Genomic DNA, 25,533 nt, shown 5'->3' with positions numbered 1-25,533 from the left:
TATCAACTATGAATTAACACAAAGCAGGTTTTTCTGCAACTGCTGAGCACTACTGGCTCCTACCAATACAGAGGTAACGCCACGCTGTTGTAGAATCCATTCCAATGCCATCTGCGACAAAGGTTTATTCTGCTCCAGGGCTTGTTTGTTGTAAGTGCGAAGTTTTGCCAACAACTCTTCTGTCAGCATACTCTCCTTCAGGAATTTCCCTTTCGACATACGTGAATCCGCAGGAATACCATCCAGGTAACGGTCAGTCAGCAAGCCCTGAGCCAAAGGCGAGAACGAGATAAAGCCAATACCCTTCTCAGCACAGAAATCCAGGATACCCTCTTCCTGAGGCGCACGGTCGAGCATATTCAGGCGACCCTGATAAATCAGCATGGGCACATCGCGCTCACGCAGGTACTGCTCAGCAAACTTTGTGGCTTCCAAGGGCCAGCGCGAGATACCTACATACAAGGCTTTTCCGCTACGCACAATATCCACCAAAGCCTGGAGTGTCTCCTCCAGAGGTGTCTCAGGGTCATAACGATGACTATAGAAAAGATCCACGTAATCCAGGTGCATACGCTTCAGACTCTGGTCGAGCGAAGCCATCAGGTATTTCCTGGATCCCCAATTGCCGTAGGGACCAGGCCACATATCATAACCTGCCTTGGTAGAGATGAAGAGCTCATCACGATAAGGCGCGAAGTCATCATCCATCAGCCGGCCCATCGTCTCTTCTGCAGAACCATAAGGAGGTCCGTAGTTATTAGCCAGGTCAAAGTGCACCACACCATGATCGAAGGCATAATGCGTTATCTCTCTGGAACGTTCGTAAGAGTCCACACCACCAAAGTTATGCCAGAATCCCAGCGATACCTTTGGCAACATAACACCAGAGCGTCCGCACCTCTCAAACTTCATTCCGCCATCATAACGCAGCGGGTCTGCAAAATATTTATCCATAGACAATAAAAATTTGTGTGCAAAGTTATAAAAAAAGTAGGTAAAGTGTAAAAATAACCAAAAAAAAGAATAAAATATTGCACATTTACCCCCTGTGTGTGCACACAAAGGGCAGTTTTTTAGTAAAAAGTTTGCGTAATTGAAAGAAAATGAGTTACTTTGCATCCGATTTTCGAAAAGATTATCGTAAAAAGATTGAATATTAACATTAAAAAAGGAAAAAAATTATGTCAGAAATTGAAAGCAAAGTAAAGGCTATTATCGTAGACAAACTGGGTGTTGACGAGGCAGAAGTAAAGCCCGAGGCAAGTTTCACCAATGATCTGGGTGCAGATTCACTGGATACCGTTGAGCTCATCATGGAGTTTGAGAAGGAGTTCGGCATTTCTATTCCTGACGATAAGGCAGAGAAGATTGGCACCGTTGCTGATGCTATCGCTTATATCGAAGAGAACGCAAAATAAATTAAAAAGGAAAAGTGAAGAGTGAAGAATTTGCTGCCGCCTTACTTCACCATAACTTGGAGTGCGGTAGCAAATTTTTCACTTTTCTTTTTTCACTATTCCCTTAAATTAGAGTTATGGAATTAAAAAGAGTGGTTGTGACAGGCCTTGGCGCAGTCACCCCTGTGGGAAACACCCCCGAAGAAATGTGGAAGAATCTCCTTGCAGGAGTTAGTGGTGCAGCCCCTATCACATCTTTCGATACAACCAACTTCAAGACAAAGTTTGCTTGTGAGGTGAAGAACCTCAACGTAAACGACTTCCTCGATCGCAAGGAGGCTCGCAAGATGGACCGCTACACACAGCTGGCCCTGATTGCTGCCAAGCAGGCTGTTGAGGACAGCAAGATGGATTTGGAAACCATCGACAAGAACCGCATCGGTGTTGTTTACGGTGTAGGTATCGGTGGTATTAAGACTTTCGAGGACGAGATTACCTATTATGGTGTTCATCGTGCAGATGGTCCTAAGTTCAATCCCTTCTTCATTCCTAAGATGATTGCCGACATCGCAGCCGGACAGATTTCTATCATGTACGGCTTCCATGGTCCCAACTATATCACTTCATCTGCCTGTGCTTCTTCAAGCAACGCACTGGCTGACGCCTTCAACCTGATTCGTTTGGGTAAGGCCAACGTCATCGTAGCTGGTGGTGCCGAGGCAGCTATCTGCGAGAGCGGTGTAGGCGGTTTCAACGCTATGCACGCCCTTTCAACCCGCAATGATGAGCCCGAGAAGGCAAGTCGTCCTTTCAGCGCCAGTCGCGACGGTTTCGTCATGGCCGAGGGTTCTGGTTGCTTGATTCTCGAGGAACTGGAGCACGCTAAGGCTCGTGGTGCCAAGATTTATGCAGAGATGGTTGGTGCTGGTATGAGTGCTGATGCACATCATATCACAGCTTCTCATCCTGAGGGTCTGGGTGCTAAGCTGGTGATGCAGAACGCCCTTGAGGATGCTGGCATGAAGCCTGAGGATATCGACTATATCAACGTACACGGTACTTCTACCCACGTTGGTGATATCTCTGAGGCAAAGGCTATCAAGGAAGTATTTGGTGATGCAGCTTACAAGCTCAATATCTCGTCAACCAAGTCAATGACTGGTCACCTGCTGGGTGCTGCTGGTGCCGTAGAGGCTATGGCCACTGTGCTGGCTATCCAGAACGACATCATTCCTCCCACCATCAACCACGAGGACGGTGACGAAGATCCTGAGATTGACTATAACCTCAACTTTACCTTCAACAAGGCACAGAAGCGTACTGTACGCGCCGGTCTGAGCAATACGTTCGGCTTTGGTGGTCACAACGCTTGTGTGGTATTCAAGAAGTATGAGGCTTAACGATATCATCGACCGTATAAAGCTCCCTTTCCGCAAGGAGAAGGAGCTTTTTTCTTCTCTTCACGCCATCATTGGCTTCTATCCCCACGATATCAAGTATTATAAGATTGCGCTGACCCATAAGAGTAGCGGACAGCGTAATGACAAGGGTCGCCCCCTGAATAACGAACGACTGGAATTTCTGGGCGATGCCCTGCTCGATGCCGTGGTGGGACATATTGTATTCGAGCATTTCGAAAACAAGCGTGAGGGCTTCCTCACCAATACCCGTTCTAAGCTGGTGAGTCGTGAGACCCTGGGAAAACTGGCTCAGGAGATGGGACTCACCGAACTCATCCAGAGCAACACCTCCAAGCGTTCACACAACAGTTATATGGCTGGTAATGCCTTCGAGGCACTTGTTGGCGCTATCTACCTGGATCAGGGCTATGATGCCGTGATGCGTTTCATGAAGACACGTATTCTGGCTCAGATGGTCAATATCGACAAGGTGGCTTATAAAGAGGTGAACTTCAAGTCGAAACTGCTGGAGTGGACCCAGAAAAACCGGGTGAAGATGGCTTTTGAGATTCTGGAAGAAGACAAGGACAACGAGGGGTCACCCATCTTTGGCTTCCTCGTCAAGATAGAGGGCGTAGAAGGTGGTAAGGGCAAAGGCTACTCCAAGAAGGAAGCGCAACAGGCTGCCTCACAAGAGACTCTGCAGCGCCTCCGTCGCGAGCCACAGTTCATTGACGCCATCTTCCAGGCTAAGTCTGAGCGTACCAAGATGGAAGAGGAACCCACAGCCATTGCACCTGATTTGGAGAAAGAGAAGGAGTTTATTATCTCAACTGAGAATGGAGAACTGAAAACTGAGAGGTATGATAACCTTCAGGACGAGCAGGCTTCTGAAAACGAAAACAGCAAAACTAATCCCACCTCTCAACTCTCAGATCTCAATTCACAATTAGACAATGAGTTCGATCTCTCAGATATCACACACCAGCCCAAGGAACTCTCTCGCGAAGAGATCATAGCTGCTGCCGAGGCCGCAGCCTATGAGTCATAATCCGAAAGTTATATGAAGACAGCAGTCGTCGGTGGAGGTGCGGCAGGATTCTTTCTTGCCATCAATCTCAAGGAGATGTGTCCACAGATGGACGTTACCATCCTTGAGGCCTCGCACCACGTACTTGCCAAGGTAAAGATCTCTGGTGGCGGACGCTGCAACTGTACCAACTCCTTTGAGGAGGTCAAGGACCTGCAGAGCGTCTATCCGCGAGGCCATCGCCTACTGAAACGTCTCTTCAAGCAGTTTGACCATCGCGATGCCTACCAGTGGTTTGAGAGCCGAGGTGTCAAACTTGTTACGCAGCCAGACCACTGTGTCTTCCCACAGTCGCAGGATTCACAAACCATCATCAACCTCTTTCTTAATGAGACGCGTCGTCTTGGCGTGACCATCCAGACAGGCAGTCGCATCAATAGTCTTGATGAGCTCTCTGATTATGACTTCATCGCCATCACCACAGGTGGCATGAATTCCCACTCATCTCTCACCTCTCATCTCTCACCTCTCATCCCTCCCGTCCCTTCACTCTTCACCTTTAATATAGAAGAGCAGGCATTGCGAGATCTGATGGGTACCGTTGTAGAGGCCACCGCCATGATTCCTGGCACTAAAATGCGCGCCTCTGGTCCTCTGCTCATCACCCACTGGGGCATGAGTGGCCCGTGTATCCTACGCCTCAGCAGCTATGCAGCACGTCTGCTTAGTGAGAACAACTATCAGATGCCGCTCTCTGTGAACTGGACCCAATTAAAGGAAAACGAGGTACAACAGGAACTGCTGTCTTTCTGCCGACAGTACGCGCAAAAGCAGCTGACCTCCATGCGTCCTTTCGACCTGCCTCAACGCCTGTGGAACTACCTCACGGAGAAAGCCCTTGCAGGCAGAGCGCATGCCCCCTGGGGAAGTCTCAACCAAAAGGAGCTGAATCGTCTGACCAACAGCCTCATCAACGATACCTATCAGATAGCAGGTCGTGCACCCTTCAAGGACGAGTTCGTCACCTGCGGCGGCATCGACCTCGCCTCTGTCAACCCCTCAACACTTGAGAGCCGTGAGCATCCCCACCTATATTTCGCTGGCGAGGTGCTCGATATCGACGGCGTCACAGGAGGCTTCAATTTTCAGGCTGCCTGGACCACCGCCTATGCCGTTGCCACTGCCATTGCAGCAGAACATAGTTGTTAATTATTGGGGAATCCATAAAAAAGCTGCAAAGGCCTATTACAACAGGTCAGTATAAGTAAAATAACGAAAAAAGTCCGAATTATTTGTTTATTTAAAACTTTTTCGTAATTTTGCAAGCAAAGAGTAATTACATCTATTATAGAACCTTTTTTAATCAGGTAATTAATGTCATTGACAGAAACAAAAACATATAAGAAAATCCATTTTGCAGTAATGGCTATTGAGGCTAGTGCAAAGAAAGCGCAAACTTCAGGCAAGATAATGCATGATCGTCTGAAGGCACAGGGACTTATACATAAACGCCTGCTCACTCACTATGATATGCTGCATACGCAAAGTATAGATTGGGTGGCTGATGATACTCTGGAAACATTAAATAATTGGGAAATAGAGCAAAGAAGCTTATGACTATTACTCTCTATCATGGCTCAGATGTTGTTGTACCACAACCACTGGCAAAGGTCGGAAGAAATAATCTGGACTTTGGCCTTGGTTTTTATGCTACAAAGATAAAGAAACAAGCAGAGTCATGGGCAATTGTTATTGCGAGCAGGAAGGGTAGAGCGACAACACCGATAATCAGTCAATATAAGTTTAATCTCGACAGCGCTAAAGCTGATGGTATACGTTTCAAGGTATTCGAGGAATACAATTTGGAATGGCTGGACTACGTTGTAGCTTGTCGCCAAGGAAAAACGGCTTGGAAACAATATGATATTGTGGAAGGTGGCGTAGCTAATGATAATGTCATTGATACTGTTGAAGATTATGAAAAAGGTATCATTACTGCAGAACAAGCTCTTGGACAACTTCGCTATAAAAAAGTGAACCACCAAATATGCTTTATCAATCAAAAAGTGATAGACAACTATCTGATATTTGAAAAGAGTATCACAATTAGCACAAAAGAGTAGCAGCTATGAGAGATAACGTGTTGTGGCGTAAACAAAGCCATATCATTATGATGTTGGCAAAGACTCTGCATATAGATGCTGAGCGGGCTCTTGATTTGTACTATTCTACAAAGACAGCAGAGATGCTTGCCGATGCGCGTTACGGTCTACAATTAATGAGTGACCAATATATATTAGATGATATCTTGACAGAGATTAGAAATGATAATAAATAACTCATATTATAAACCCATCAAATAGTACTGCCTATGAGATAATAAAGAATAAAGCGAAACGCTATTATTGGGGATAATTTTTGGTTTAATCCATGCGTCCCCAGAGATAATTAATTAAAACTATTAACTAAGCGTTTCTGCTCTTAGAATACTTTTGATATAACTTGGACTTCAAGTCCTTGTTCTTGCTCTAAGAAACCGCCAATTTCAACGTATGAGAACAAGCGATGGAAGGTTCACGTCTTAGGACGTGAATTGTTCGTGCTTTTCTATACGTGCGGTGCTTGGCGGTACCCTTAGAGCGGAAAGGTTTCAGAGCAGTTCCGTCCTTTTTAATTTACCTTAATTATATGAAGAACTTCTACCTAAGACTTTTATTATTTTGCCTCCTTTGTATAGTTGGCAACAATAGTTACGCCTATTATGACAAACAGAATGTCGAGATTGATGGCATATACTACAATCTTAATTCATCAGATAAAACAGCAGAGGTTACATCTCATTCTTACTCTGGTTCTATTACTATTCCCTCTACCATTTCTTATAATGGAAATAACTATTCCGTAACTGTCATTGGAAACCTTGCATTCGAGGGATGTGAAGACCTAAATAATATCGAACTTCCTAATACCATCACTACCATAGGAGATTGGGCTTTTAGGAAATGTAGCGGATTAAAAAGTATAATAATCCCTAATAGTGTAACTATTATTGGTAAAAAAGCATTTGATAGCTGTACAGGGCTTACGAATGTTATTATACCTAATAATGTAGCGACTATTGGTTATTCAGCTTTTTATCGCTGCACAGGTCTATCAGAAATAATAATAGGAAATCATGTAACAACCATTGATGCTTATGCATTCGAATATTGTACAAATGTTACAGAAATCATTATTCCTAACAGTGTGACCTCTATAGGATTTGATGCATTTGGTGGTTGTGAAAAACTGAAGGAAATTGTCATACCCAAAAATGTAACAGAAATCAGAGGCGCTTTATTAGATGGCTGTAATGCCCTTGAAAAGATTATCGTTGAAGACGATAATCCGAATTATGACTCTCGGGATAATTGCAATGCTATCATAGAAAAAAGCACAAAGACACTATTAAGTGGTTGTAAGAACACAATAATTCCACAAAGTGTAGATATAATCGGTGACTATGCGTTTTCTAGTTTTAGGGACATATCCAACATGACAATTCCTCTTGGGGTAATTACAATTGGTAATGGTGCTTTTTGGGGGGGTGGTTTGACTGATTTAGATATTCCAATTAGCGTAACTAGTGTTGGTGAGCGTGCTTTTCAGCAATGTTTTGCTTTAAAAAGTATTTCCATCCCACTTTCTGTGAAGAGTATAGGTAGCAATGCCTTCGAAGGCTGTACAGAACTAACCAAAATTACTTCTAATATCCTAAACCCATTTGCTGTTGATGAATCTGCATTTCAGCTCTTAGGAGATTCTAATAATCCTATTACCGCCTCCCTCAATGTACCTATCGGAACAAAAGAGAAATATCAAACTACAGCAGGGTGGAGCAAGTTTCAAAATATCGTAGAGGTAGAACTACCAGATGGGAGTATTGACAGACCGTTTAATGCTATAGAAGCAAAAGCAATGACGATTGGATTAGCTGCTAACGAGACGAGTTCTGACAGCTATTACATCAAAGGAATTATATCGAAAATAAATGATCCATTTAGTAGTAGGTATGGAAATGCGACATTCTGGATTTCAAATGATGGTTCTGAGAAAAACCAGTTCTATATCTATCGCACCAACTATATTGAGAATAGAAAATGGCAAGAAGGTGATGTCCAAATAAAAGTAGGTGATGAAGTTGTCGTTTATGGGAATTTACTAAATTATCAAGGAAAATATGCTGAAACAGGGCAATGCTATCTTTATTCAATAAACGGAGACAAGAATCCTACAAGCATTTTGGATATTGAAACTTGCAAGCACATAGATAAAGTGTTTTATTCTTCCAATGGCCAACGACGGAATACACCTTTACACGGCCTCACGATAATTCGTATGAACAACGGAACAACAAAAAAGGTAATCATGAAATAAAATCTTAATGCCATATGAAACAATTATATTATAAAATTTTCCTTCTTGGTCTTCTATGTTTTGTAGGCTGTAAGTTATATGCCTATGATACAGAGGTTGATGGTATTTATTATAACCTAATAGAAGATACACATGAGGCGATGGTAACATCAGGTGAAAACAAATATTTCAGTTCTGTAACCATCCCATCTACCATTAGCTATAATGGTACATCATACAATGTCACGTCAATAGGCTATCAGGCCTTTATGGAATGCCAGGAATTAGTAGCCGTTACTATACCAGATAGTGTTACAAGAATTCATAATGAAGCATTCCATAATTGTAATAACCTAAAAAATGTACATTTTGGGAATGGTCTTACGACTATCGGACAACTAGCTTTCGCTTATTGTAGCGGTATTGTCTCTTTGAAGTTACCTAGCAGTTTGGACTCCATTGGAGATGCGGCTTTCATGAATTGTTATTCTTTGCAATCCATTGAGATACCTGATAATGTTTTTTCTATCGGACAGGATGCTTTTTGTAGAACAGGATTAAAGTCTATTATACTTCCTCAAAACCTTTCTTTTATTAATGAACATTTATTTCAGGAGTGTTATAGTCTAGAGGAGGTAATTACACATGATGGAATCAAAGGTATTGGTGAAAGGGCATTTTACAGGTGCTCACAATTAAAGTCCATTGATATTCATAATGCAAATTATATTGGCGGACATGCTTTTGAAGAATGTGAAAACTTGGAAAGTGTTATTGTGGGCGATAGTCTTACAAGAATATTTAATTATGCATTTTATGACTGCTTTAAATTAAAGTCTTTCCATATTCCCAATAGCGTAACATATATGGAGGATTATATATTTGCATATTGTTGGAATATGACAGAAATATCAATTAGTACAGGAATAACGAATATTCCTAATAATGCTTTCTGTGGATGTTCAAGTCTTGAATCCGTTCTAATTCCTGAAAATGTTAAATCCATTGGAAATAGTGCCTTTAATGGTTGTACAGGATTAACGAAGATACAGATACCAAACGGCATTACAAGTATTGGGTATTCAGCTTTCTCAAATTGTTCGAATTTAATAAGTATTATATTGCCAGATAGTATTTCTACGATAGAAAGTAATCTTTTTAATATGTGCGTTTCATTAAATTCAATAACTATCCCAAATACAGTAACAGTAATCGGTCCTGGAGCATTTCATAGTTGTATTTAGAGACCTCTAAACAACTACAAACAATGAAAAACATATAGAGATAAATCTCTGTATATCAACTACTTTTAGATTTTAACACTTCGGGCTTGCTTTTTGGTAGTTCTCAAAAATCCGCTTACCTTTGCAACGCATTTCTACCGCGGAGAATTTTGAGGGCTTTTATTTTGCCATCTCATGGACAGGGTTGACAAAGGTTGACAAGAGTGGACAACGGTTGACTGAAGAACGAGAGGGAAAGGAGCAAGGAAGTGACCTCACTTGATGAACGTGACATCGTGGAATGAGTTGACAATGGGTGTCAATGATTGACGAAAGTTCACTCCGTGGCGGTTTGCATGAAATTGATTGTAAAACCACATAAAAAGGAGTCAAATGAGAAAGACAAGAAAATGCGCCTTCTGCGGAAAGGAGTTCACTTGTAACAGCGGCTCGCAGAGGTATTGCTCAGAACAATGTGCCGAGGCGGCAAAGGCTCAGCGCAAGAAGAGGCAACAGGACTTTTTGAAGGCTGTCCAGCCTGTTATAGACATCGCCAGCCAGGAGTATCTCACATTCTCCAAAGCTGCCATCCTTATGGGATGCTCCCGTCAGTACGTTTACAAGTTGGTAAACGAGGGTAAACTTCCTGCATCCCGAATCAGCAGCCGGATGGCATTCATCCGCAAGGCAGACATTGAAAAGATGCTTGCAGGAAATCCTTATCATCGTGTCTTGCCAACATCCAAACCTAAGAATCCTTCTTCCCTTTCGTTGAAGAAGGAACATGATTCAAGTAAGTCAACGAGGAAAGAGAACTCTTTTCAAGACATTGAACCACTTGAATACATCTCTGGCGAGGACGTTATGGCAACCTACAAGGTTAAGAAGTCATGGCTCTATGTTTCAGCCAAGAGAAACAACATACCTGTGTGCAAGATTGCAGGCAAAAACTATTATAGCCGAAAGCACATGGATGCACTCTTCGGAGTTTCCGCTGAGATAGAAGCCTTGACAGAATGGCTGACAACGGATGAGGCAGAAACACTTTATTCCACGACCAAGGAATCCTTGCGCACCCAAGCCTACCGTCGCCATATTCCCACCAAGCGAGAATATGGCAAGACCTATTATTCAAAGAAACATCTGGATGACATCTTCCGTCCCGACCTGAAGGCGAGTGATGCCTATTACACCACAGCCGAAGCTGCCGAGAAGTACGGCATGACCAAGAGCAACATCTGTGTCATGGTCAAGACGAACAACCTCACGAAGGTGAAAGTCGGTGTGCAGAACCTCATCGTCAAGGAGGAATTAGACCGAATAATGGCAAGCAGACTGGCACAATTCGGGGCTTACAGGCTCCAATAACGCCCAATAATAGGCATCAACTGCGTGAAAGTACAATTATCCATGAGTTATGAAAAGGTGCTTTGGTCACACTTTCATCACGCAGTTACTTTGCACCCGCTATGAGACGCATAGCCTTCGATTATTAACAAAACAAATTTCATACAAGTATGAGTAACATTTGTAAGACAGTAACCTTGCGTACGCGTAAGATAAAGAAAGGTACGCAGCTGAGCTTCTACCTTGACTACTACCCCGGCTACAGGGATGAGTCAACCATGAAGGTACAGCGACATGAGTCGCTTGGCATCTACATCTTTGCCAAGCCCAAGAACCAGCGCGAGCGTGACTATAACGAGCGCATGACGGAAAAAGCCGAGGCACTGCGCTGCCGACGCTATGAGAGCATCGTGAACGAACGCTACGACTTCTTCGACAGAGAGAAGGAAAAAGGCAACTTCCTCGCATGGTTCAAGAAAAAGGCCGATGCCAGAAACACCAAGTGGCAGAACGTCTATAAGCATTTCGAAACTTTCTGCGAAGGCAAATGCACTTTCGGGGAGATAGACGTTGACCTGTGCAACAAGTTCAAGGAGTACCTTTATACCGCTCCACAGACCATCCACAAGAAGCAGAAGCTGCACACCAACACCATTGCAGGCTACTGGTCAACCTTCCGCGCCGTGCTCCACACAGCCTACCGCGACCACAAGATCAAGGAGAATCCCAATGGCTTCCTTGACAGAATAGACACTATTCCTACGGAGAAGGAACACCTCTCACAGCCTGAGCTCGTCAGCCTTGCCAATACAGACTGCAAGGAACCTGTGTTGAAAAAGGCTTTCCTCTTCTCTTGTCTGACTGGACTCAGAAAGAGCGACGTTAAGGCATTGACGTGGAAGAAGATTCAGCCATACGGAGATGGAGGCATGTATATCACTGTGCGTATGCAGAAGACTCAGCAGCTTGTGAACAACCCCGTCAGCGAAGAGGCTCTTGAACTCATCGGCTTCTACGACGGAGAATACGAACCCGATGCAAAAGTCTTTCCCGACTTCAAGGACAAGATGACAGGCACCTCCTTGAAGAACTGGCTGAAGGCTGCAGGTATCACCAAGCACATCACCTTCCATTGTGCTCGTCATACCTTTGGCTCCTTGCAGGTTGATGCAGGAACAGGCATCTACACCGTCCAGCACATGCTCGGACACAAAAATGTGGAAACCACTCAGATTTATGCTAACATGGCTGACGAGAGCAAGCGCGAGTCGGTCAACCGCATCACGTTGAAGCCAAAGATAACTCCGCAACTGAAAGTCGTCGGGCAGGGCTAAACCTATTTGTTGGTTCTATTTCTTCGAGAAATGAAACCAAAGAAGCTTTTTTCAGGTCACACACATGGGAAAATGGGAACCAACAGGATTGGCTCTCATTTTTCGTTATACCTTTGTAGGGCAATCAAACAACGGAGAAAAAGGAGGAAAAGGCCAAATGTGAAAATCATACTCACTTCAAGTATGATTCACAAATAAACATAAATCATTGGCCTACAGACGAAAAGACTATACGCCATGTGCAAAAATCTTCTTAACTTTGCAGCACAATTTCTGAAACAACGAACAATAACACATAAAGACAATGAAAATAGATTCACCATCTTCAATCACTTCACGTGAGGCTTCCATCCGGCTCGAATGGATCTCCACAAGAATACTGCCGGGAGTTGCAGTACTTCTTCTTTCAATTCCACTTTGTCAGTGGGCAGACTCAAATCTTCCCGATGGCATCGTTCCTGTATCTATCATCTACTTGATTATTGTAATAATCCTATGGTCAATGTACATGGCTGTGCAGTATGCTTTCGTGGGAATAGCTCAGACGAGGAAAACCAAGGACAAGGTTACTATGGAGAATAGCAATCCTCACGAAGAAGATGTGCAAGCACCTGTTTTTCTTTTGGAGGCAAAATCGTTTGCTAATGAACCAGAGGATATAAACCCTGTCGGTTGTGTTGAAGCATTTTCCAATAACATAACCGAAGTAGAGCTAAACGAAGAGATAGCTGTTTCAGATACCAAGGTTATAGAAGGAAACAATCCTGTCAATAATCCATCAACTGTTTCGGCTGCTTCTGCCAGCTCGACCTATCAACAAGGCATTGATGACTTCTATCAGAGTCAGGCAGAAAGCCAGAAGAAGAAACTGGATACCATTCATGAATACCTTCTATACATCATGTCTCCATTTGTATATGAGGAAGACATGGACGATTTCTGTACAGACCTGTTGAGATTCGCGATGGATCACGACTACCGCCCTGAAGTTGAGTGGAAGAGATTCAAGACCAAACTGAGTAGCTTCGATGTCCGTCATCTTGTCTGGAGCATTGCCATAAGGTTGGGACTTGGCAAAGGCAAGGTTTACAGCAACGATGATTGCGCCTGTTATATCGAGCGTCGTTTTGCTTCATTGTGTGTGACAGCCAGTGGAGAGCCATTGTCACATAGCACACTCAGGAATCTGACAGTCACATCCAACAGCGACCAGATACATTGTGACATTCAGGGAGAAGACGGATTGTTATTCCATATCCCTTCACAACTGGGCGTAGAGAAAGACAGAAGATAAACTTTCTCACCTCTCCTATATCAATACTTAGACATCACATATTGGAGCCACATCAGAAACCGAACTTGGTGTGGTCCTGTTGTGCCTATGCCCTTTTGCGCTGAAATCTTACCCCTAAAAACAGCCGTAATCCCAATTGTCATTCATTATACTTACATGTTCAATATTGTCAAAATGACGCGTCAGATTCTTGTTTTATCCACTAATAACAGCCAAAAAGAAGGCTCTACTGCGTGATTGTTTCGTGACGCACCAGTTATAAAACTGTGGCTTGCCCTCCGATTCGTAACGGGGTTCCTTTGCAGCACGATTCCACTAAAGGGTCGTGTTGTAAAATGACAAATAAGGAATTAACGTTCAATGACCTTCCGCAGGTCGTTGCCGAACTTCGGGATGAAGTGTCGGGCATGAAGGAGTTACTGCTGAACCTTCAGAACAGACCAACTCAGCAGAGAGAGAACAGACACCGCCCTGTCACACCAGAGCAGGTTGCCGAGTACACCAACATTCCCCTTGCGACCATCTACCAGAAACTCGCAAACAGGGAAATCCCAGGTTCCAAACCTGGCAAGCGATGGGTCATCTACCTTGACGAGATTGACAAGTGGCTGGAGGCGAACCGCAAGAATCCCATCCCTCTGACGGATGAGGAGCAGAACGCTGCCATCCTTGCATCGCACAAGCGCAAGCCGAACAAGTCCAGTTGGAACGATGAAGCTTCAGCTCGACGACGTCAACCTATTGCAAAACCATTTGACGGGGATAAAATCTAAAATCAAGCAATTATGAACGAGCATAAAATTCATTACTGCTTCATTCTGTCCGAGGAACAGATGAAGTATCTACGCAGCAAGAAGTACAAGATGACGCACTTCTCACAGATTCCTTACTATAAGCCAGCAGGCAAACTGATCTTCTTCGAGAAGAGTGCCTTGCTTGACTGGGTGCGCAACGTGAAGGTGAAGTCCGAGAACGAGATAAGGGAGGAAGCTGCCTTGCACCTCTCCTGTCTCAGCGTTCCCCGTTCTGAGAGAACCCATGTATAACCATATAAATATGTATGCTTATGGAGAACTCTCATTCTGAAACACGGCTCATCCTGTCCCTGTCGCTACAGGACATTGACAATCTTGCCAAAGACCTGAAGCCAAGACAGAGGATGTTCCGCTTCTTCTCACTCCTCCGTCATGCCGCAGAAACCGACGGTACGCAGACAAAGCGTAGCATAGACTACAGCGTACAAACGGGACAGGTAGGTGCTTCGCATTCCGAACTTGCCAGAGAATGGAACTGCAACCGCAGTACAGTCACCCGTTTCCTGAAGGAACTGGAGGCCGACGGACTCGTCAAGGTGAGTACGGGCAATGTATCGTCCGTGACAGACATCAAGTGTCTGCTTGGCTGGCAGCATGGAAACAAGGTAACGCCGAACCTGTCAAGTGACAACGAACTTGTTTATCAACTAATCATCTGAACAACTATGGGAAAGATTGTATTATACACTAACGTAAAGGGAGGTGTCGGAAAGACAACCCTTTGTGGTGTCTTTGCCACCAACCTTGCCAATATCGGCAGAAACGTCGCCGTAGTCGATGCCGACCTTCAGCAGTCCCTGTTCCGTCATCGTAAGCGTGACCTTCAGCATAATCCCGATGCCAGTCTGCCCTGGGAGATTGAAACGTTCTGGGGCAGGACTACAGAAGAGGTGACGCAAATCATGTCGAAACTGAAGCAACTGCCCTACGACATCATCATTGACTGTCCGGGTAACCTCGTTGACCCGAACCTCAAAGTCATCTACTCATGTGCTGACATTGCTGTAGTACCTATCCATTATGACAGCGATACGCTTGATGCCACCCAGATGTTCTGCGAGGTATTCAAAGCTCACTTCGGAGCGAAGATATTCTTCGTCCCCAATGGCATTGTGTCGGTCGAGGAAAGGCGTGAACACCTCCAGCAGGAAAGAGACAAGGCCATTGAGCAATTGAAAGCCTATGGCACGATAACACCGAGGATAAAGCGCAGCGTGGTCATCGGCGACTATAATACGCTGTTTCCGCTTACTACCTATCAGAGGAATGCAGTCAAGTATGCCTTTGAACCTGTTATCAATGAATTGCAGAAAGGAGGTGCAGAATAATGGATCCAGACAACGCTTTCAATGAAATCTTCGGCAAAAAGCCATCAACAGAGCAGAAAACAGAGCCGCAGAATAGTCTGGAAGATACTTCTTCCATTAAGGAGCAGAGTGAAGCAGTTCTCCAAACACTATCCGTGCAACAGCCCATGCAGGAAGAGCATGAACCTGATACGGCAGAGAAGCCTGTCCGCAAGCGTGGACGCAGGAGAAAAGGCGATGTCAGTGTCGATGGCTCAACCCCTGATAAGGTCGGCCACTTCTCTTGCATCTGTGACAAAGACATCATATCAAAGGTAAGGGCTATCGCCTGGCAGGAGCACTTGACTGTAAGGGCTGTCGTTGAAAGCATGTTCACCAAGTGCATTTGCAAATACGAAAAGAAGCGTGGCCCAATTCTGATTGAACCCAATCAGTCGTCTGAAGAACTCTTCTGACCGTTACACGATTCCTCCTTTTGTGCAGACACCGAACTGAATGTTGGTTCCGTGTCTGCATTTTTTTGTATAGCCATATAACGATGGCATACCTATACACTATGAAAGAGTATAAGCCTATAGGCATATACACATCCACAACGTATAGGGGTATATTCAGTATTAGCATATACCAAGTATAGGCTTATTTTCCGTATAGGGTTATAGCATGTATGAATGTACAGGGATATAGGCATATAGCTTTACATTTGGCGCGACGGCTTTGCAATGTATAGCCTTATATAGATATACGGTTATACATTAGCGGAGTTTCTGCAATCTCTTTTGTGGCTGCCATTTGTATAACCCATATTGAGTATAGCCCTATAGGTGATATACAGTCTGAAACCAAAGGGTGGTTCCATCTTGCATTTTACGGATGTGGTAAATGCGCAGCAAATCTTACAACGGCATTGGGCTTGGGATGCACAGCAGATTTCCAGTCAATCACCATCCCAATTGCTCATTTTCCTTTTCCCTTCTTTCAAAGATTTGCGACAGTAGGCCGTCGGAAATGTTCTCGCCCTGAAACCGATGCGATGTCTTGTCATTCAAGCAGCAAAGCCCCAGAAGCCTCAGAAATGCTCTAATTCGTGGTTTTGCCATCCCAGATGTGTCATTACCCACGAAAGGATTTTGACGCTTCCTGAAGCCATTTTCGAGTCTTTGTAGAGGCTTACACGCTGGCAAGGCCATCCATCCACACCTGTATAGTTATTTTTCAAACCTACGGGCACTGGGCTTGCCCATGTGCCACATTTTTACAGTATCGGGAAGCTCACTACCCGTTCCGATTTTCATCGGACGGAGATTTGACCAGATAATTCTGCAAGCAGAGGTCATGGAATCTGGCATGAAGGTGTTCCCACACATGGTCGGCCATGAATGGCAGCGATTAATCTCTGGCAATTTTATCCAGTCAGTCTAATCGGCTTGCCGATGCCACTTTTTCAAAGTCATGGGAAGCCTAATTCCCCAATCCTCATTCGGGACTTGGAAGACAGACCAGATAAAATTGCAAGCAATGGGGTTTGTAGTGACTATGAAAACTCTTCAAGCGACTGTCATCTGCACGAATGAAATCTGGTAGCAAGATGATACCAGGGCAACTTCTTTCCCATACTTCAAACGAGCTTGCTCCGCGCAGCAGAATCTGTACTCCTGAACCGAGTTAATTTCTGTTAACTCTTATTAGGCTTAGCGTTTTTTCAAAACACTGTTCGACGCAAGCGTCGCATGATGATAAAATCCGCAGCATTTTTACGTGGCTTACGAGAGTCGTTTCCGACACGTCGGAGCTCGCTCCGTTAGCCATTCGACGGTAAGGATGGGTAGCCTAATACCCCTGCCAACATTCGAGGCATGGGAGGCTAACCAACCCAATTTGCAAGCAATGTGGCAGAAAGCAAGAAACATCAACCGAAGTCCGTTACGCAACAGAGGCTTGCCTCTGTCCACTCAACGATAGAGAGGGGCAGCCTAATACCCCTATCATCGCTTCGTTCGATTGGAGGGGGCCACCCCCTCGGCAAGTCTTCAATGGCAGTTTCACCTGGATAATGCTGTGGACAGAACAGCCCCTCTCATAGTAACAAAAACTTCAGCAGTATAGCGAAAACAGAAAGCTTATGTTGCACCGTCGTTGTCAATCTGGCATCAGTACAAATCGGATTCCTTTTTTTGAGCAGCTAACAAAAATGGTCACTGACCGCATATTTGCGCAGCAACCATTTAATAAATCTTGACAGCCCCGTCTCGTCATCACGACGCGACGGGGCTTAGGTGCCTATAGGACTTTTGAACAAAAATTACTTTGTTTGTTTAACTGATCTTCTTTTATTTACTAACTGTTTTAACTATCTTATAACTTAAACGTGGCGCGGAGCAGGGCGGTGCGACCGCAGAGGGCGTAGTCGTAGGTGTAGGTGTTGATGCCGTTGAAGAGGGTGTAGGCGTAGTGGCGCTGGTTCAGGAGGTTGTCGAGTTCGAGGCGGAGGACGAGGCGCTTGAATTTGTACTGGGCGGAGGCGTTGAAGAGGGACATGCGCTTGTATTGGTCGGCGGTGAGCTGACGGCGCACGTGGTCGTAATCCAGTGAGAGGTCGAGGGTGGCGATGGGGAAGATGTGGACGGCACCGCTGTGGGTGAGGGAGGTCGTAGTGTTGCTCTCTTCGGAATAGCGCGAGCGCGACCACCCGTAATTGATGTCGTACCGCAGTTCGAGCCAGGGGACGGGGGTGATGGTGGCGTTGCCATGTAGGGCGTAGCTGTTCGTGCGGGTGTCGATGACGGTGGCCTCCTCCTGACCTCCCCCCATAGAGGAGGAAATTGCCTGTTCGCCGCTGCCGAAGCTGTAGCTGCCGTCGGCACCGAGCTTGGCAAAGAGCGTGGGGATGTTCTTCGTGACGGAAGCGGAGAAACTGGTGGAGCGGCTGCGGGAGTCGCGGAGCAGGGCCGTGCTGCTCACGTCGATGCCGCTGACCGACTGCGACGTGAGCGTGTTCTGCTTGCCTTCGCTGTGGGTAGCTGCGAGGCTCAGCGTGAAGTACTGCATGGGCAGTTGCCACTTCCAGTCGCCCGACGTGTGCCACGTGTTGGACTCGCCGATGATGCCCGACGAGGTGCGCACCGAGCGGTAGTCCACCTGCATCGGCTCCGTCAGCAGCGTCATCATGTCGCCGATGGAAGTCGTGTAGCCCGTCGAGAACGACAGCTTGCTGTTGGCCGAGAAGGTATAATTGATGCCCATCGAGGGATTGAGCACGGGCTTGGTGTAGTTCAGCTTATTGTAGTACAGCCCCTTCAGCGCGGCCCCGATGCCCGCACTCAGGTAGAAGCGGCGGTTCTTGGAATGAATCTCGAAGCCGGGGTTGAGGGTTGGCGTGAAGGCCCAGCCGCGAATGTCGTTTTGGTCGCCGGTTGCCATGCGATAGGTTTCCAAATCGTCATACATTGCGGACACGCTGACGGGCAGATTCAGGCGGAACGACTTGCCGATGGGGATTTGGAACGACGAGCCGACGTTCATGCTGAGCGTAGAGGACTGCGCCGTCTGCCCATAGTCCGTACCGTCTTGGCTGAACGACAGCCGCAACGTCGGTGTCCGCTTGAACGACACGTTGGCATGGACGTGTCGCCGTGCGCCCTTCTCCGTCCTGCCCATCCAGAAGAGTTCATTGCCCAACTCAAACGATGATGTCTTCCGTCGCTGCTCCACCGACTGCTGATTAGCCACCACATCCCCCTCATTCTGCTCAAACTTTCCCTTCAAGACAAACGTCTCGCTGAGATACACGCGGTCGGCGTTCTTCAGATAGTTCATTGACAGCTTCGGCAGATGAATCTTCGTCAGCGGCGACGTCTGTTCGCTCACGTTCACGTAATCGCCGCCGTCGGCAAGGTACGTCGTGCTCTGGCTGATGTCGTGCGTGGCGCGGTGGTAACAGTAGTCGGCGTTCACCTTCATGGTCGTGAACGAGTCCGTGCGCAGGATGCCGTTCACCGTCGCCATGCCGTTGCGCTGGTAGAGGTACTGCCCCTGCGGAGGCGCACCGCCGTCGAAGCCGCCAAACAGGCTTGTGGCGCGGGTACTCACGTCCGAACCGCCGAAGTGGTCGTACATGTCGGCCCGTGCAAAGCCCTTGTAGTTGCCGCCCTTCACCGAACAGATGGTCTGGAACTTGTTCGTGAACATCATGCCCGTCAGACCGAGGAGGGCTTGCAGCCTGTCATCACCGTCCTCCATATAGCCTGCTCCCGCCTCCTCCTGCCCGAACGGCTTAAACTTCGCCTTGTTCGACAGTTTGATGTTCATCGACACCTCGTTGCTCGGCACGTCCTTCTCCACCCGTCGGCTGTGATGATTACGCACTATCTCCACCTGCGTCACATAGTCCGCCGGGATGTTCCGCGTCGCCAGGTTGTACTTGCCGCCCAGCAGGTCCATGCCCTCGATGTTGAACTGCGAGATGGGCTTGCCCATGTAGCTGATGCCGCCGTTCTTCGACACGTCCACGCCCGGCAACCGCTTCAGTCCGTCCTCCAGCGTCACGTCCATGATTTTCTGCCGAAGCTCGCGCACGTTGCCCGGCCATGAATGGGTCAGCAACGCTTTCCGTGCTTCGGAGCTGAATCCGCTAACCTTGCACTCCAATTCATTATTGGCAATCTCGCGGAAAAACTCTGCCAGCGGCATGATGTCTTCCTGACAATCACGCAGCGGCGGAACGGTTATATCGAAGTCGTGCAGACGGTACAGCAAGTCCTGCCGGAAACGCTTTTCATTGACCGCCTTTTCCAGATTCTCGTTGGTGGCAGCGATAATACGGACATTGAAACTTCTATCCGTCCTGTCACCAACGGGGCGGTATCGCCGCTCCTGTATGGCACGCAGAAGCATCTGTTGGGTTTCCGGTGCGAGGTTGCCCACTTCGTCCAAAAACAGCGTGCCGCCTTCGGCTTCATGGAAATATCCTTTCTTGGCACTGTCCGCACCGGTGAATGCGCCTTTGACGTGTCCGAAAAATGCCGATGGAGCAAGCTCTTTGTTTAACGATCCGCAGTCCACAGCCACGAACGGCTTGCCGGAACGTTTGCTTTTATCATGCAGATGGTGGGCGATATGCTCCTTGCCCGTGCCGTTCTCTCCGAATATCAGTACGCTCATGTCGGTTGGTGCTACCAGCCTTATCCGGTGCATGATTTTCCGGAAGGCGGAACCGTCACGGGCAAACACGGGCATACGGCTCCGCCCGATATTCCGCTCTTTCAGTATGGTACGGAGAAGAGGCACGAGTTTGTCCTCCACGAGTTGTTTGGGTATGTAGTCCAGCGAGCCGAGTTTCATACTTTCAACCGCCGTATGCACTTCGGCATAGTCGGTCATGATGATGAACGGCTGCGTCATACCCTCTTTGCGCATCCAACGCAACAGGTCGATACCATTGCCGTCAGGTAGGCGCAGGTCTGAAACCACGATGTCCCCGTCAGCGGCTTGTTGCAGAAGTTTCCTCGCTGTCGAGAGGTGGAAAGCCTGCACGGTACGGAATCCCTCACGTGCCAGCAGGTTACAGACAAACTCGCAATACACGATGTTGTCCTCCACCACGATGATTTTTATCTTATCCATTGTTGTATTTCTTCCTTTCTTCTTTTGCCAGCCGGATTATCTCCGAACCCTTATCCAGCACAGCTCTTACGGCATTGCCTATTGCTTTGTCGTCAGGTGTGCCATTGTGATGAATCAGTTTATAAAGTTCCCTCAACGGTCTGTCGGCACGGAGTATCTCCCAAGAGCTGCGCAGGTGGTGTGTTAGGGCGTCCAGTTCCGGAAGGTCTTTCCGTTGTTCCGCATACCTGAGCGACTGCATTTCCTTTTCTGTTTCCGTTATCAATTTCTCCAGCATGACGGCTTCATTGCCGTAGGATAGCAGGGAGGTGAAACCCGGCTTTTCATTTTGTGCCGCATTCATGGCGCATTTATTTGAAATCTCCATCAGTTCAGATATGGAGAACGGCTTGAACAGGCATTCTGTGAATCCATGTTCTATAAGTTCCTCTTTGCCGCAACTGCCCGAAGCGGTTGTCACGATTACCGGGATATCCCTTGAATTGCCAACGTTGGAAGTGCGCAACAGTTCCAGCAACTCGAAACCGTTTATATCCGGCATATTCAGATCCGTCAGAAGAAGGCTGTATTCCTTTTTTCGTATCAGTTCCATCAGCTCCGCAGCATTGGTGCAGGTATCGCAGTGTATCCCTTCCTGTGCATACATTTCTTTCAGCATCAGGAGCAGCACTTCGTCATTGTCGATGGCAACCACATCGTGGAATGTATGGTTATGATGAACCTGTGTTTGATTTATCCGTTCCGGTAGTTCCTCGGCTGTCTGCATGGGGATTTCCACCGTGAAACGGCTACCTTTGCCTTTATCGCTCTCCAGACGGATTGTGCCGCCGAGCATTGTCACAATACGCTGAACAATGGAAAGACCTAATCCGAAGCCATCCTTTGCGGCAGCGTTTGACAGACGTTCAAACGCCCCGAATACCCGTTGCTGTTCCTCTTCGGTCATACCTGTACCCGTATCTTCGACGATAAGTTTCAGCAGACCGTTATCATAATCTGCCCGCAAAGAAACACTGCCGTTCTCCGTGAACTTGATAGCGTTGGACAGCAGGTTGTTCCCGATTTGCAAGATGCGTTCCTTATCTGTACATACAAAGGCATCCTTGTGGCAATGTATTGTCAGAGTCAGTCCTTTGTTTATGGCGATTGGCATAAACTCCGTTTCGAGCGTATGTGTGATTGCGGAAATCCTACATGCGGAGAAATTAGGCTGTTCCTTGCCGTTGTCCAGCCGGAAAAAATTCAGCAGGGTGTTCAGCATTTCACGCATGCGGTCAGAAGATTCCTGAATGTTTCGGATATACGTCCCGGTTTTATCCGTATTGCAGTCTTTCCGCATCAGTCCGGCATAACCCGTTATTGCCGTCAGTGGTGTACGTAATTCATGGGTAATGGTATGAACGGCTTTCTTGCGAGAGGCTATCAGTGCCTCGTTTCGCTTTGCCATTTGTTGCAGTCGCTCAATTAAATCTGCGGTTTCCTGTTTATATCGCTTGATGCGGTTGGCATTTCGGTGTATGATGATATATGATATGACCAGTAGCAGTATAACGAACCCTGTCAAGCCCCCAATCTGAATGAACGACCGTTCCCGCATGGCTGTTATCTCGGCTTCCCGCTTTTGTAGGTCAGTTTGTACTTTCCCGTCTATTTGAACAACCAGTCCTTGCAGTTGCCTGTTAAGTTCCGCATTTCGTGCGGCAAGGCTATCGGCATGAACCGATAAGCGACGGCTTTGCGCCTGTTGTTCGGTTCTCATATTCCGGTTAAAGGAACGGTGCATCGTGGTAGTCACAGTTGGTTTCGCTTCTTCCTTTTTGCCGAAGATGCCCAAGAATCCTTTTCGTTTAGGTTTCTTGGGTTGTTCTTGCACACTTTTCTGCGCGATTACGGGTACTTGACGGGGTATCTTATCGTTGATGGCTTGTTGCTGTTCAAGTATCTGCACGATTTGGCACATCTGCCGTTCCTTATCTTCGAGAAGATGGCGTACGCTGTCTATACGCTCTGCCGGATAGGTAGCTTTGAAACGGCAGAGCATACTGTCCATTGCCATACGCTGTGCATGGTAATGTTCGATATCTTTATCGTTCCATTCCAGTATTGTTTCACCAAATAGAGAGAATTTTATCATTTGAATATTGATATTGTTTATCTCTTTTCGGAACTCGTCTATTTTTTTATTGTCAAGTTCTAATGCTTCTATCTCCTGCCATTCATAGAAGCTATTATATGCTATACATCCGATAAGAACGGAGATAAGTATATACCCCAACCGTATTGTCTTATAGAAATTCCTGGATCGTTCCATTATTTTGATGATACTGATTTTTCAAACATGAATAAAAGTTTATCCTTTTCTTCCATACGGGTATTATCAGAATAACCGCCTTTTGTTATTTGATACCCACACGGCTTAACCATAAAAGTGCCTAAGCCTTTAGTGTATGAACTTACTTCTGAGGCATAGTCTTTACTTGTATTTAATGGAACTTTCCCTTTAATATGACACCACTCATTATTACAACTGATGTCTTCAATCTCAGACATCAGTTTTTGCAAATCTGTAATAGCTTTGGAACTCGCTACTTGGGGTATCTGCAACTCAAAACAGAGCATCGGTTCGAGAATGTCCACACCTGACTGTTGCAAAGCCAGCCTGAAGACATAAGGGGTCAGCTGTCTGAAATCAGCAGGTGTACTTACCGGGCTATAATACTCGGCTTGAGTAAAAGTTACTTTCAGATCTGTCACTTCCCATCCATGTAAACCAGATTGGCAAGACATACGAATCCCTTCAAAAACGGCATTTTGAAAAGAATGGTTCAGATAACCATAGGAGATGTCACTTTCGATTTGCAACCCTGCCCCTAACGGTAAGGGTTCAAGAGTCAGCCCTATTGTGGCCCAGTAAGGGTTGGGTGGTACTTCGATCTGAATAATCTTATTGACCTTTTTTATAGGTCGTTCTTTGTAGATAGTCTTGATCTCATCAAAATGGACCTTTACGGAAAATCGTTCTTCCAGCAATGTCTGTATGATTTCCTTTTGGGTCAAACCATATAACGAGATTTCCAATTCATCACTATATGAGTTTATGGAAAAGGACAAAGACGGGTCTTCAATCCACAATGTATTCAGAGCGGATATCACCTTGCTTCTCTCTTCGGGCTTATTTGGCCGGACGGAGGATTTGAGAGCGGGATGCTGATGAGATAATCCTTGAATCAAACAAGGTTTAGCACCTAAATAATCTCCGATTCGAAAATCTTCTATATCTTCTACAATCGCGATATCATTGGCACCCACTTCATCAACATTTATCTCTCTGCCCTGATAAATAGTCTTTAGATTTTTAATCTTGATGAATTTTTCCGAATCGTTGATTCTTACAACGTCTCGAAGTCTCAGACTTCCGTCAATTATTTTAAGAAAACTTCTTTTATGCCCTTTGGGGTCATGCTCTATCTTATAGAGATAAGCTGAAAGTCTGTTTGAGACTGATGCCGGAGGAAGTATAAAAGAAGAAATGGCGTCCAACAACTCATTGATACCGATATTGAACATTGCTGATCCATGTAGCACCGGATAGACTTTGGCTTTTGCCACAAGAGCGATTATCGTATTCCAATAATCAGCCGGTGAAATTTCGCTATCCGCCAAATATCGTTCTAATATATCGTCGTCATGGTTGCATACAAATTCTTTGTATTCTTCCTTTATATATGTTTGGGAGCAAACCGGATAAACCGATCCATCGACAATAGTTTGCATAAACAGGACATCTTGCGACAGATTTGTTTTTATATCCATATACAAACGCTCCAAATTCACACCGGCACGGTCAATCTTATTGATAAATATAATTGTCGGGATTTGCAGCTTTTGTAAAGTACTGAACAGCAACTTTGTCTGCGCTTGTATGCCTTCCTTTGCGGATAAGATGAGGACTGCTCCATCAAGCATTTTGAATGTCCGCTCCACTTCCGCAATAAAATCCATGTGTCCCGGAGTGTCAATGATATTGCATTTCACTCCATTCCAGATAATAGATGTCGTAGAAGCCCGGACAGTAATTCCTCTACGTTTCTCTATATCCATAGAGTCCGTTATGGTGTCACCATTATCCACACGGCCGCACTTTTCCGTTGCTCCACTGGCAAACAGCAGATTCTCGGTTACGGAAGTTTTTCCTGCATCAATGTGAGCAAGAATTCCTAAATTTATAATATTCATTTGATTAAGCAATAATATACTACAATAGATGCATTGCCGAAACGCACCTTTTAATACCTCCTCGTAGCATGTAGAAAACTACAGGATTCTTAACTCGTATTAATATGTATATTATTACTGCCGCATAATTGAA

At 45.9% G+C, this 25,533-nt stretch carries 20 protein-coding genes and 1 pseudogene; 17 read left to right on the top strand and 4 right to left on the bottom strand.

The features are described 5' to 3' along the window. Window positions 1-6: 6 nt before the first annotated feature. Window positions 7-954, bottom strand: a complete 948-nt coding sequence (locus tag L6466_RS00175; RefSeq protein WP_237802435.1) for an aldo/keto reductase — start codon at window positions 952-954, stop codon at window positions 7-9. Window positions 955-1,181: 227 nt separating this feature from the next. Between L6466_RS00175 and L6466_RS00170 the strand changes: the two genes are divergently transcribed. From L6466_RS00170 to L6466_RS00090, 17 genes are all read left to right on the top strand, one after another. Next, a complete protein-coding gene (locus L6466_RS00170) occupies window positions 1,182-1,418 on the top strand; it encodes an acyl carrier protein (protein ID WP_091817650.1) in 237 nt (78 codons plus the stop codon). A gap of 116 nt (window positions 1,419-1,534) precedes the next feature. Continuing rightward, window positions 1,535-2,797, top strand: a complete 1,263-nt coding sequence (fabF, locus tag L6466_RS00165) for a beta-ketoacyl-ACP synthase II (RefSeq protein ID WP_237793870.1) — start codon at window positions 1,535-1,537, stop codon at window positions 2,795-2,797. After that, the gene (gene rnc / locus L6466_RS00160) at window positions 2,787-3,848 is read left to right on the top strand and encodes a ribonuclease III (protein WP_237802436.1); all 1,062 of its coding nucleotides are present in this window, start codon (window positions 2,787-2,789) and stop codon (window positions 3,846-3,848) included. The genes fabF and rnc overlap by 11 nt, the downstream gene beginning before the upstream one ends. A gap of 12 nt (window positions 3,849-3,860) precedes the next feature. After that, complete coding sequence (locus tag L6466_RS00155; RefSeq protein ID WP_237802437.1) at window positions 3,861-5,036, top strand: aminoacetone oxidase family FAD-binding enzyme; 1,176 nt, start codon at window positions 3,861-3,863, stop codon at window positions 5,034-5,036. A 165-nt stretch (window positions 5,037-5,201) separates the two neighbouring features. Then, complete coding sequence (locus tag L6466_RS00150; protein ID WP_237802438.1) at window positions 5,202-5,444, top strand: DUF3791 domain-containing protein; 243 nt, start codon at window positions 5,202-5,204, stop codon at window positions 5,442-5,444. Continuing rightward, a complete protein-coding gene (locus tag L6466_RS00145) occupies window positions 5,441-5,950 on the top strand; it encodes a DUF3990 domain-containing protein (protein ID WP_237802439.1) in 510 nt (169 codons plus the stop codon). The genes L6466_RS00150 and L6466_RS00145 overlap by 4 nt, the downstream gene beginning before the upstream one ends. 5 nt (window positions 5,951-5,955) lie before the next feature. Further along, entirely contained in the window at window positions 5,956-6,165 is a 210-nt protein-coding gene (locus L6466_RS00140) for a DUF3791 domain-containing protein (protein ID WP_237802440.1), read from the top strand. Window positions 6,166-6,515: 350 nt separating this feature from the next. After that, window positions 6,516-8,243 (top strand): leucine-rich repeat domain-containing protein, encoded by a 1,728-nt coding sequence (locus tag L6466_RS00135; RefSeq protein ID WP_237802441.1) that lies wholly within the window; start codon window positions 6,516-6,518, stop codon window positions 8,241-8,243. A gap of 14 nt (window positions 8,244-8,257) precedes the next feature. Continuing rightward, on the top strand, window positions 8,258-9,466 hold the full coding sequence (locus L6466_RS00130) for a leucine-rich repeat domain-containing protein (RefSeq protein WP_237802442.1): 1,209 nt from the start codon (window positions 8,258-8,260) through the stop codon (window positions 9,464-9,466). A gap of 372 nt (window positions 9,467-9,838) precedes the next feature. Then, the gene (locus L6466_RS00125; protein ID WP_237802443.1) at window positions 9,839-10,813 is read left to right on the top strand and encodes a helix-turn-helix domain-containing protein; all 975 of its coding nucleotides are present in this window, start codon (window positions 9,839-9,841) and stop codon (window positions 10,811-10,813) included. Window positions 10,814-10,962: 149 nt separating this feature from the next. Then, window positions 10,963-12,126 carry a site-specific integrase gene (locus L6466_RS00120; protein ID WP_237802444.1) on the top strand — a complete coding sequence of 388 codons (1,164 nt, stop codon included), beginning with the start codon at window positions 10,963-10,965 and terminating at the stop codon, window positions 12,124-12,126. A gap of 502 nt (window positions 12,127-12,628) precedes the next feature. Beyond that, entirely contained in the window at window positions 12,629-13,420 is a 792-nt protein-coding gene (locus L6466_RS00115) for a hypothetical protein (RefSeq protein WP_237802445.1), read from the top strand. 335 nt (window positions 13,421-13,755) lie between these two features. Further along, a complete protein-coding gene (locus L6466_RS00110; protein ID WP_371874101.1) occupies window positions 13,756-14,193 on the top strand; it encodes a helix-turn-helix domain-containing protein in 438 nt (145 codons plus the stop codon). A gap of 12 nt (window positions 14,194-14,205) precedes the next feature. Then, window positions 14,206-14,466 (top strand): hypothetical protein, encoded by a 261-nt coding sequence (locus L6466_RS00105; protein ID WP_237802446.1) that lies wholly within the window; start codon window positions 14,206-14,208, stop codon window positions 14,464-14,466. A 20-nt stretch (window positions 14,467-14,486) separates the two neighbouring features. Then, window positions 14,487-14,894 carry a helix-turn-helix domain-containing protein gene (locus L6466_RS00100; protein ID WP_237802447.1) on the top strand — a complete coding sequence of 136 codons (408 nt, stop codon included), beginning with the start codon at window positions 14,487-14,489 and terminating at the stop codon, window positions 14,892-14,894. A 6-nt stretch (window positions 14,895-14,900) separates the two neighbouring features. Next, complete coding sequence (locus L6466_RS00095; protein ID WP_237802448.1) at window positions 14,901-15,563, top strand: ParA family protein; 663 nt, start codon at window positions 14,901-14,903, stop codon at window positions 15,561-15,563. Next, entirely contained in the window at window positions 15,563-15,997 is a 435-nt protein-coding gene (locus tag L6466_RS00090; RefSeq protein WP_237802449.1) for a hypothetical protein, read from the top strand. Before L6466_RS00095 ends, L6466_RS00090 begins: the two co-directional genes overlap by 1 nt. A 4,078-nt stretch (window positions 15,998-20,075) precedes the next feature. On the opposite strand, the pseudogene L6466_RS00085 reads toward L6466_RS00090, so the two are convergent. The 3 genes and pseudogenes from L6466_RS00085 to tet(Q) all read right to left on the bottom strand — a co-directional run. Then, window positions 20,076-21,164: pseudogene (locus tag L6466_RS00085) on the bottom strand (sigma-54-dependent transcriptional regulator); the annotation flags it as partial. Next, a complete protein-coding gene (locus L6466_RS00080) occupies window positions 21,157-23,475 on the bottom strand; it encodes a hybrid sensor histidine kinase/response regulator (RefSeq protein WP_005944277.1) in 2,319 nt (772 codons plus the stop codon). The gene L6466_RS00080 and the pseudogene L6466_RS00085, both read right to left, overlap by 8 nt. Then, window positions 23,475-25,400, bottom strand: coding sequence for a tetracycline resistance ribosomal protection protein Tet(Q) (tet(Q), locus tag L6466_RS00075; protein ID WP_237802450.1), 1,926 nt, complete (start codon window positions 25,398-25,400; stop codon window positions 23,475-23,477). Before tet(Q) ends, L6466_RS00080 begins: the two co-directional genes overlap by 1 nt. Window positions 25,401-25,533 lie beyond the last annotated feature (133 nt).

The sequence above is a fragment of the Prevotella communis genome (assembly GCF_022024175.1).
Lineage (GTDB): Bacteria > Bacteroidota > Bacteroidia > Bacteroidales > Bacteroidaceae > Prevotella > Prevotella communis.
The sequence above is the reverse complement of the archived record's forward strand: the minus strand, read 5'-3'. Positions and strand labels throughout refer to the sequence as shown.

Excerpts from the sequence above, each read along its gene's own strand:
- L6466_RS00145 (WP_237802439.1), top strand. The coding sequence starts at position 5,441 with ATGACTATTACTCTCTATCATGGCTCAGATGTTGTTGTACCACAACCA.
- L6466_RS00135 (WP_237802441.1), top strand. The coding sequence starts at position 6,516 with ATGAAGAACTTCTACCTAAGACTTTTATTATTTTGCCTCCTTTGTATA.
- L6466_RS00110 (WP_371874101.1), top strand. The coding sequence starts at position 13,756 with ATGACAAATAAGGAATTAACGTTCAATGACCTTCCGCAGGTCGTTGCC.
- L6466_RS00080 (WP_005944277.1), bottom strand. The coding sequence starts at position 23,475 with ATGGAACGATCCAGGAATTTCTATAAGACAATACGGTTGGGGTATATA.
- fabF (WP_237793870.1), top strand. The coding sequence starts at position 1,535 with ATGGAATTAAAAAGAGTGGTTGTGACAGGCCTTGGCGCAGTCACCCCT.
- L6466_RS00175 (WP_237802435.1), bottom strand. The coding sequence starts at position 954 with ATGGATAAATATTTTGCAGACCCGCTGCGTTATGATGGCGGAATGAAG.
- L6466_RS00105 (WP_237802446.1), top strand. The coding sequence starts at position 14,206 with ATGAACGAGCATAAAATTCATTACTGCTTCATTCTGTCCGAGGAACAG.
- L6466_RS00155 (WP_237802437.1), top strand. The coding sequence starts at position 3,861 with ATGAAGACAGCAGTCGTCGGTGGAGGTGCGGCAGGATTCTTTCTTGCC.
- L6466_RS00115 (WP_237802445.1), top strand. The coding sequence starts at position 12,629 with ATGTACATGGCTGTGCAGTATGCTTTCGTGGGAATAGCTCAGACGAGG.
- L6466_RS00130 (WP_237802442.1), top strand. The coding sequence starts at position 8,258 with ATGAAACAATTATATTATAAAATTTTCCTTCTTGGTCTTCTATGTTTT.
- L6466_RS00090 (WP_237802449.1), top strand. The coding sequence starts at position 15,563 with ATGGATCCAGACAACGCTTTCAATGAAATCTTCGGCAAAAAGCCATCA.
- L6466_RS00100 (WP_237802447.1), top strand. The coding sequence starts at position 14,487 with ATGGAGAACTCTCATTCTGAAACACGGCTCATCCTGTCCCTGTCGCTA.
- L6466_RS00125 (WP_237802443.1), top strand. The coding sequence starts at position 9,839 with ATGAGAAAGACAAGAAAATGCGCCTTCTGCGGAAAGGAGTTCACTTGT.
- L6466_RS00140 (WP_237802440.1), top strand. The coding sequence starts at position 5,956 with ATGAGAGATAACGTGTTGTGGCGTAAACAAAGCCATATCATTATGATG.
- L6466_RS00095 (WP_237802448.1), top strand. The coding sequence starts at position 14,901 with ATGGGAAAGATTGTATTATACACTAACGTAAAGGGAGGTGTCGGAAAG.
- L6466_RS00120 (WP_237802444.1), top strand. The coding sequence starts at position 10,963 with ATGAGTAACATTTGTAAGACAGTAACCTTGCGTACGCGTAAGATAAAG.
- L6466_RS00150 (WP_237802438.1), top strand. The coding sequence starts at position 5,202 with ATGTCATTGACAGAAACAAAAACATATAAGAAAATCCATTTTGCAGTA.
- rnc (WP_237802436.1), top strand. The coding sequence starts at position 2,787 with ATGAGGCTTAACGATATCATCGACCGTATAAAGCTCCCTTTCCGCAAG.
- L6466_RS00170 (WP_091817650.1), top strand. The coding sequence starts at position 1,182 with ATGTCAGAAATTGAAAGCAAAGTAAAGGCTATTATCGTAGACAAACTG.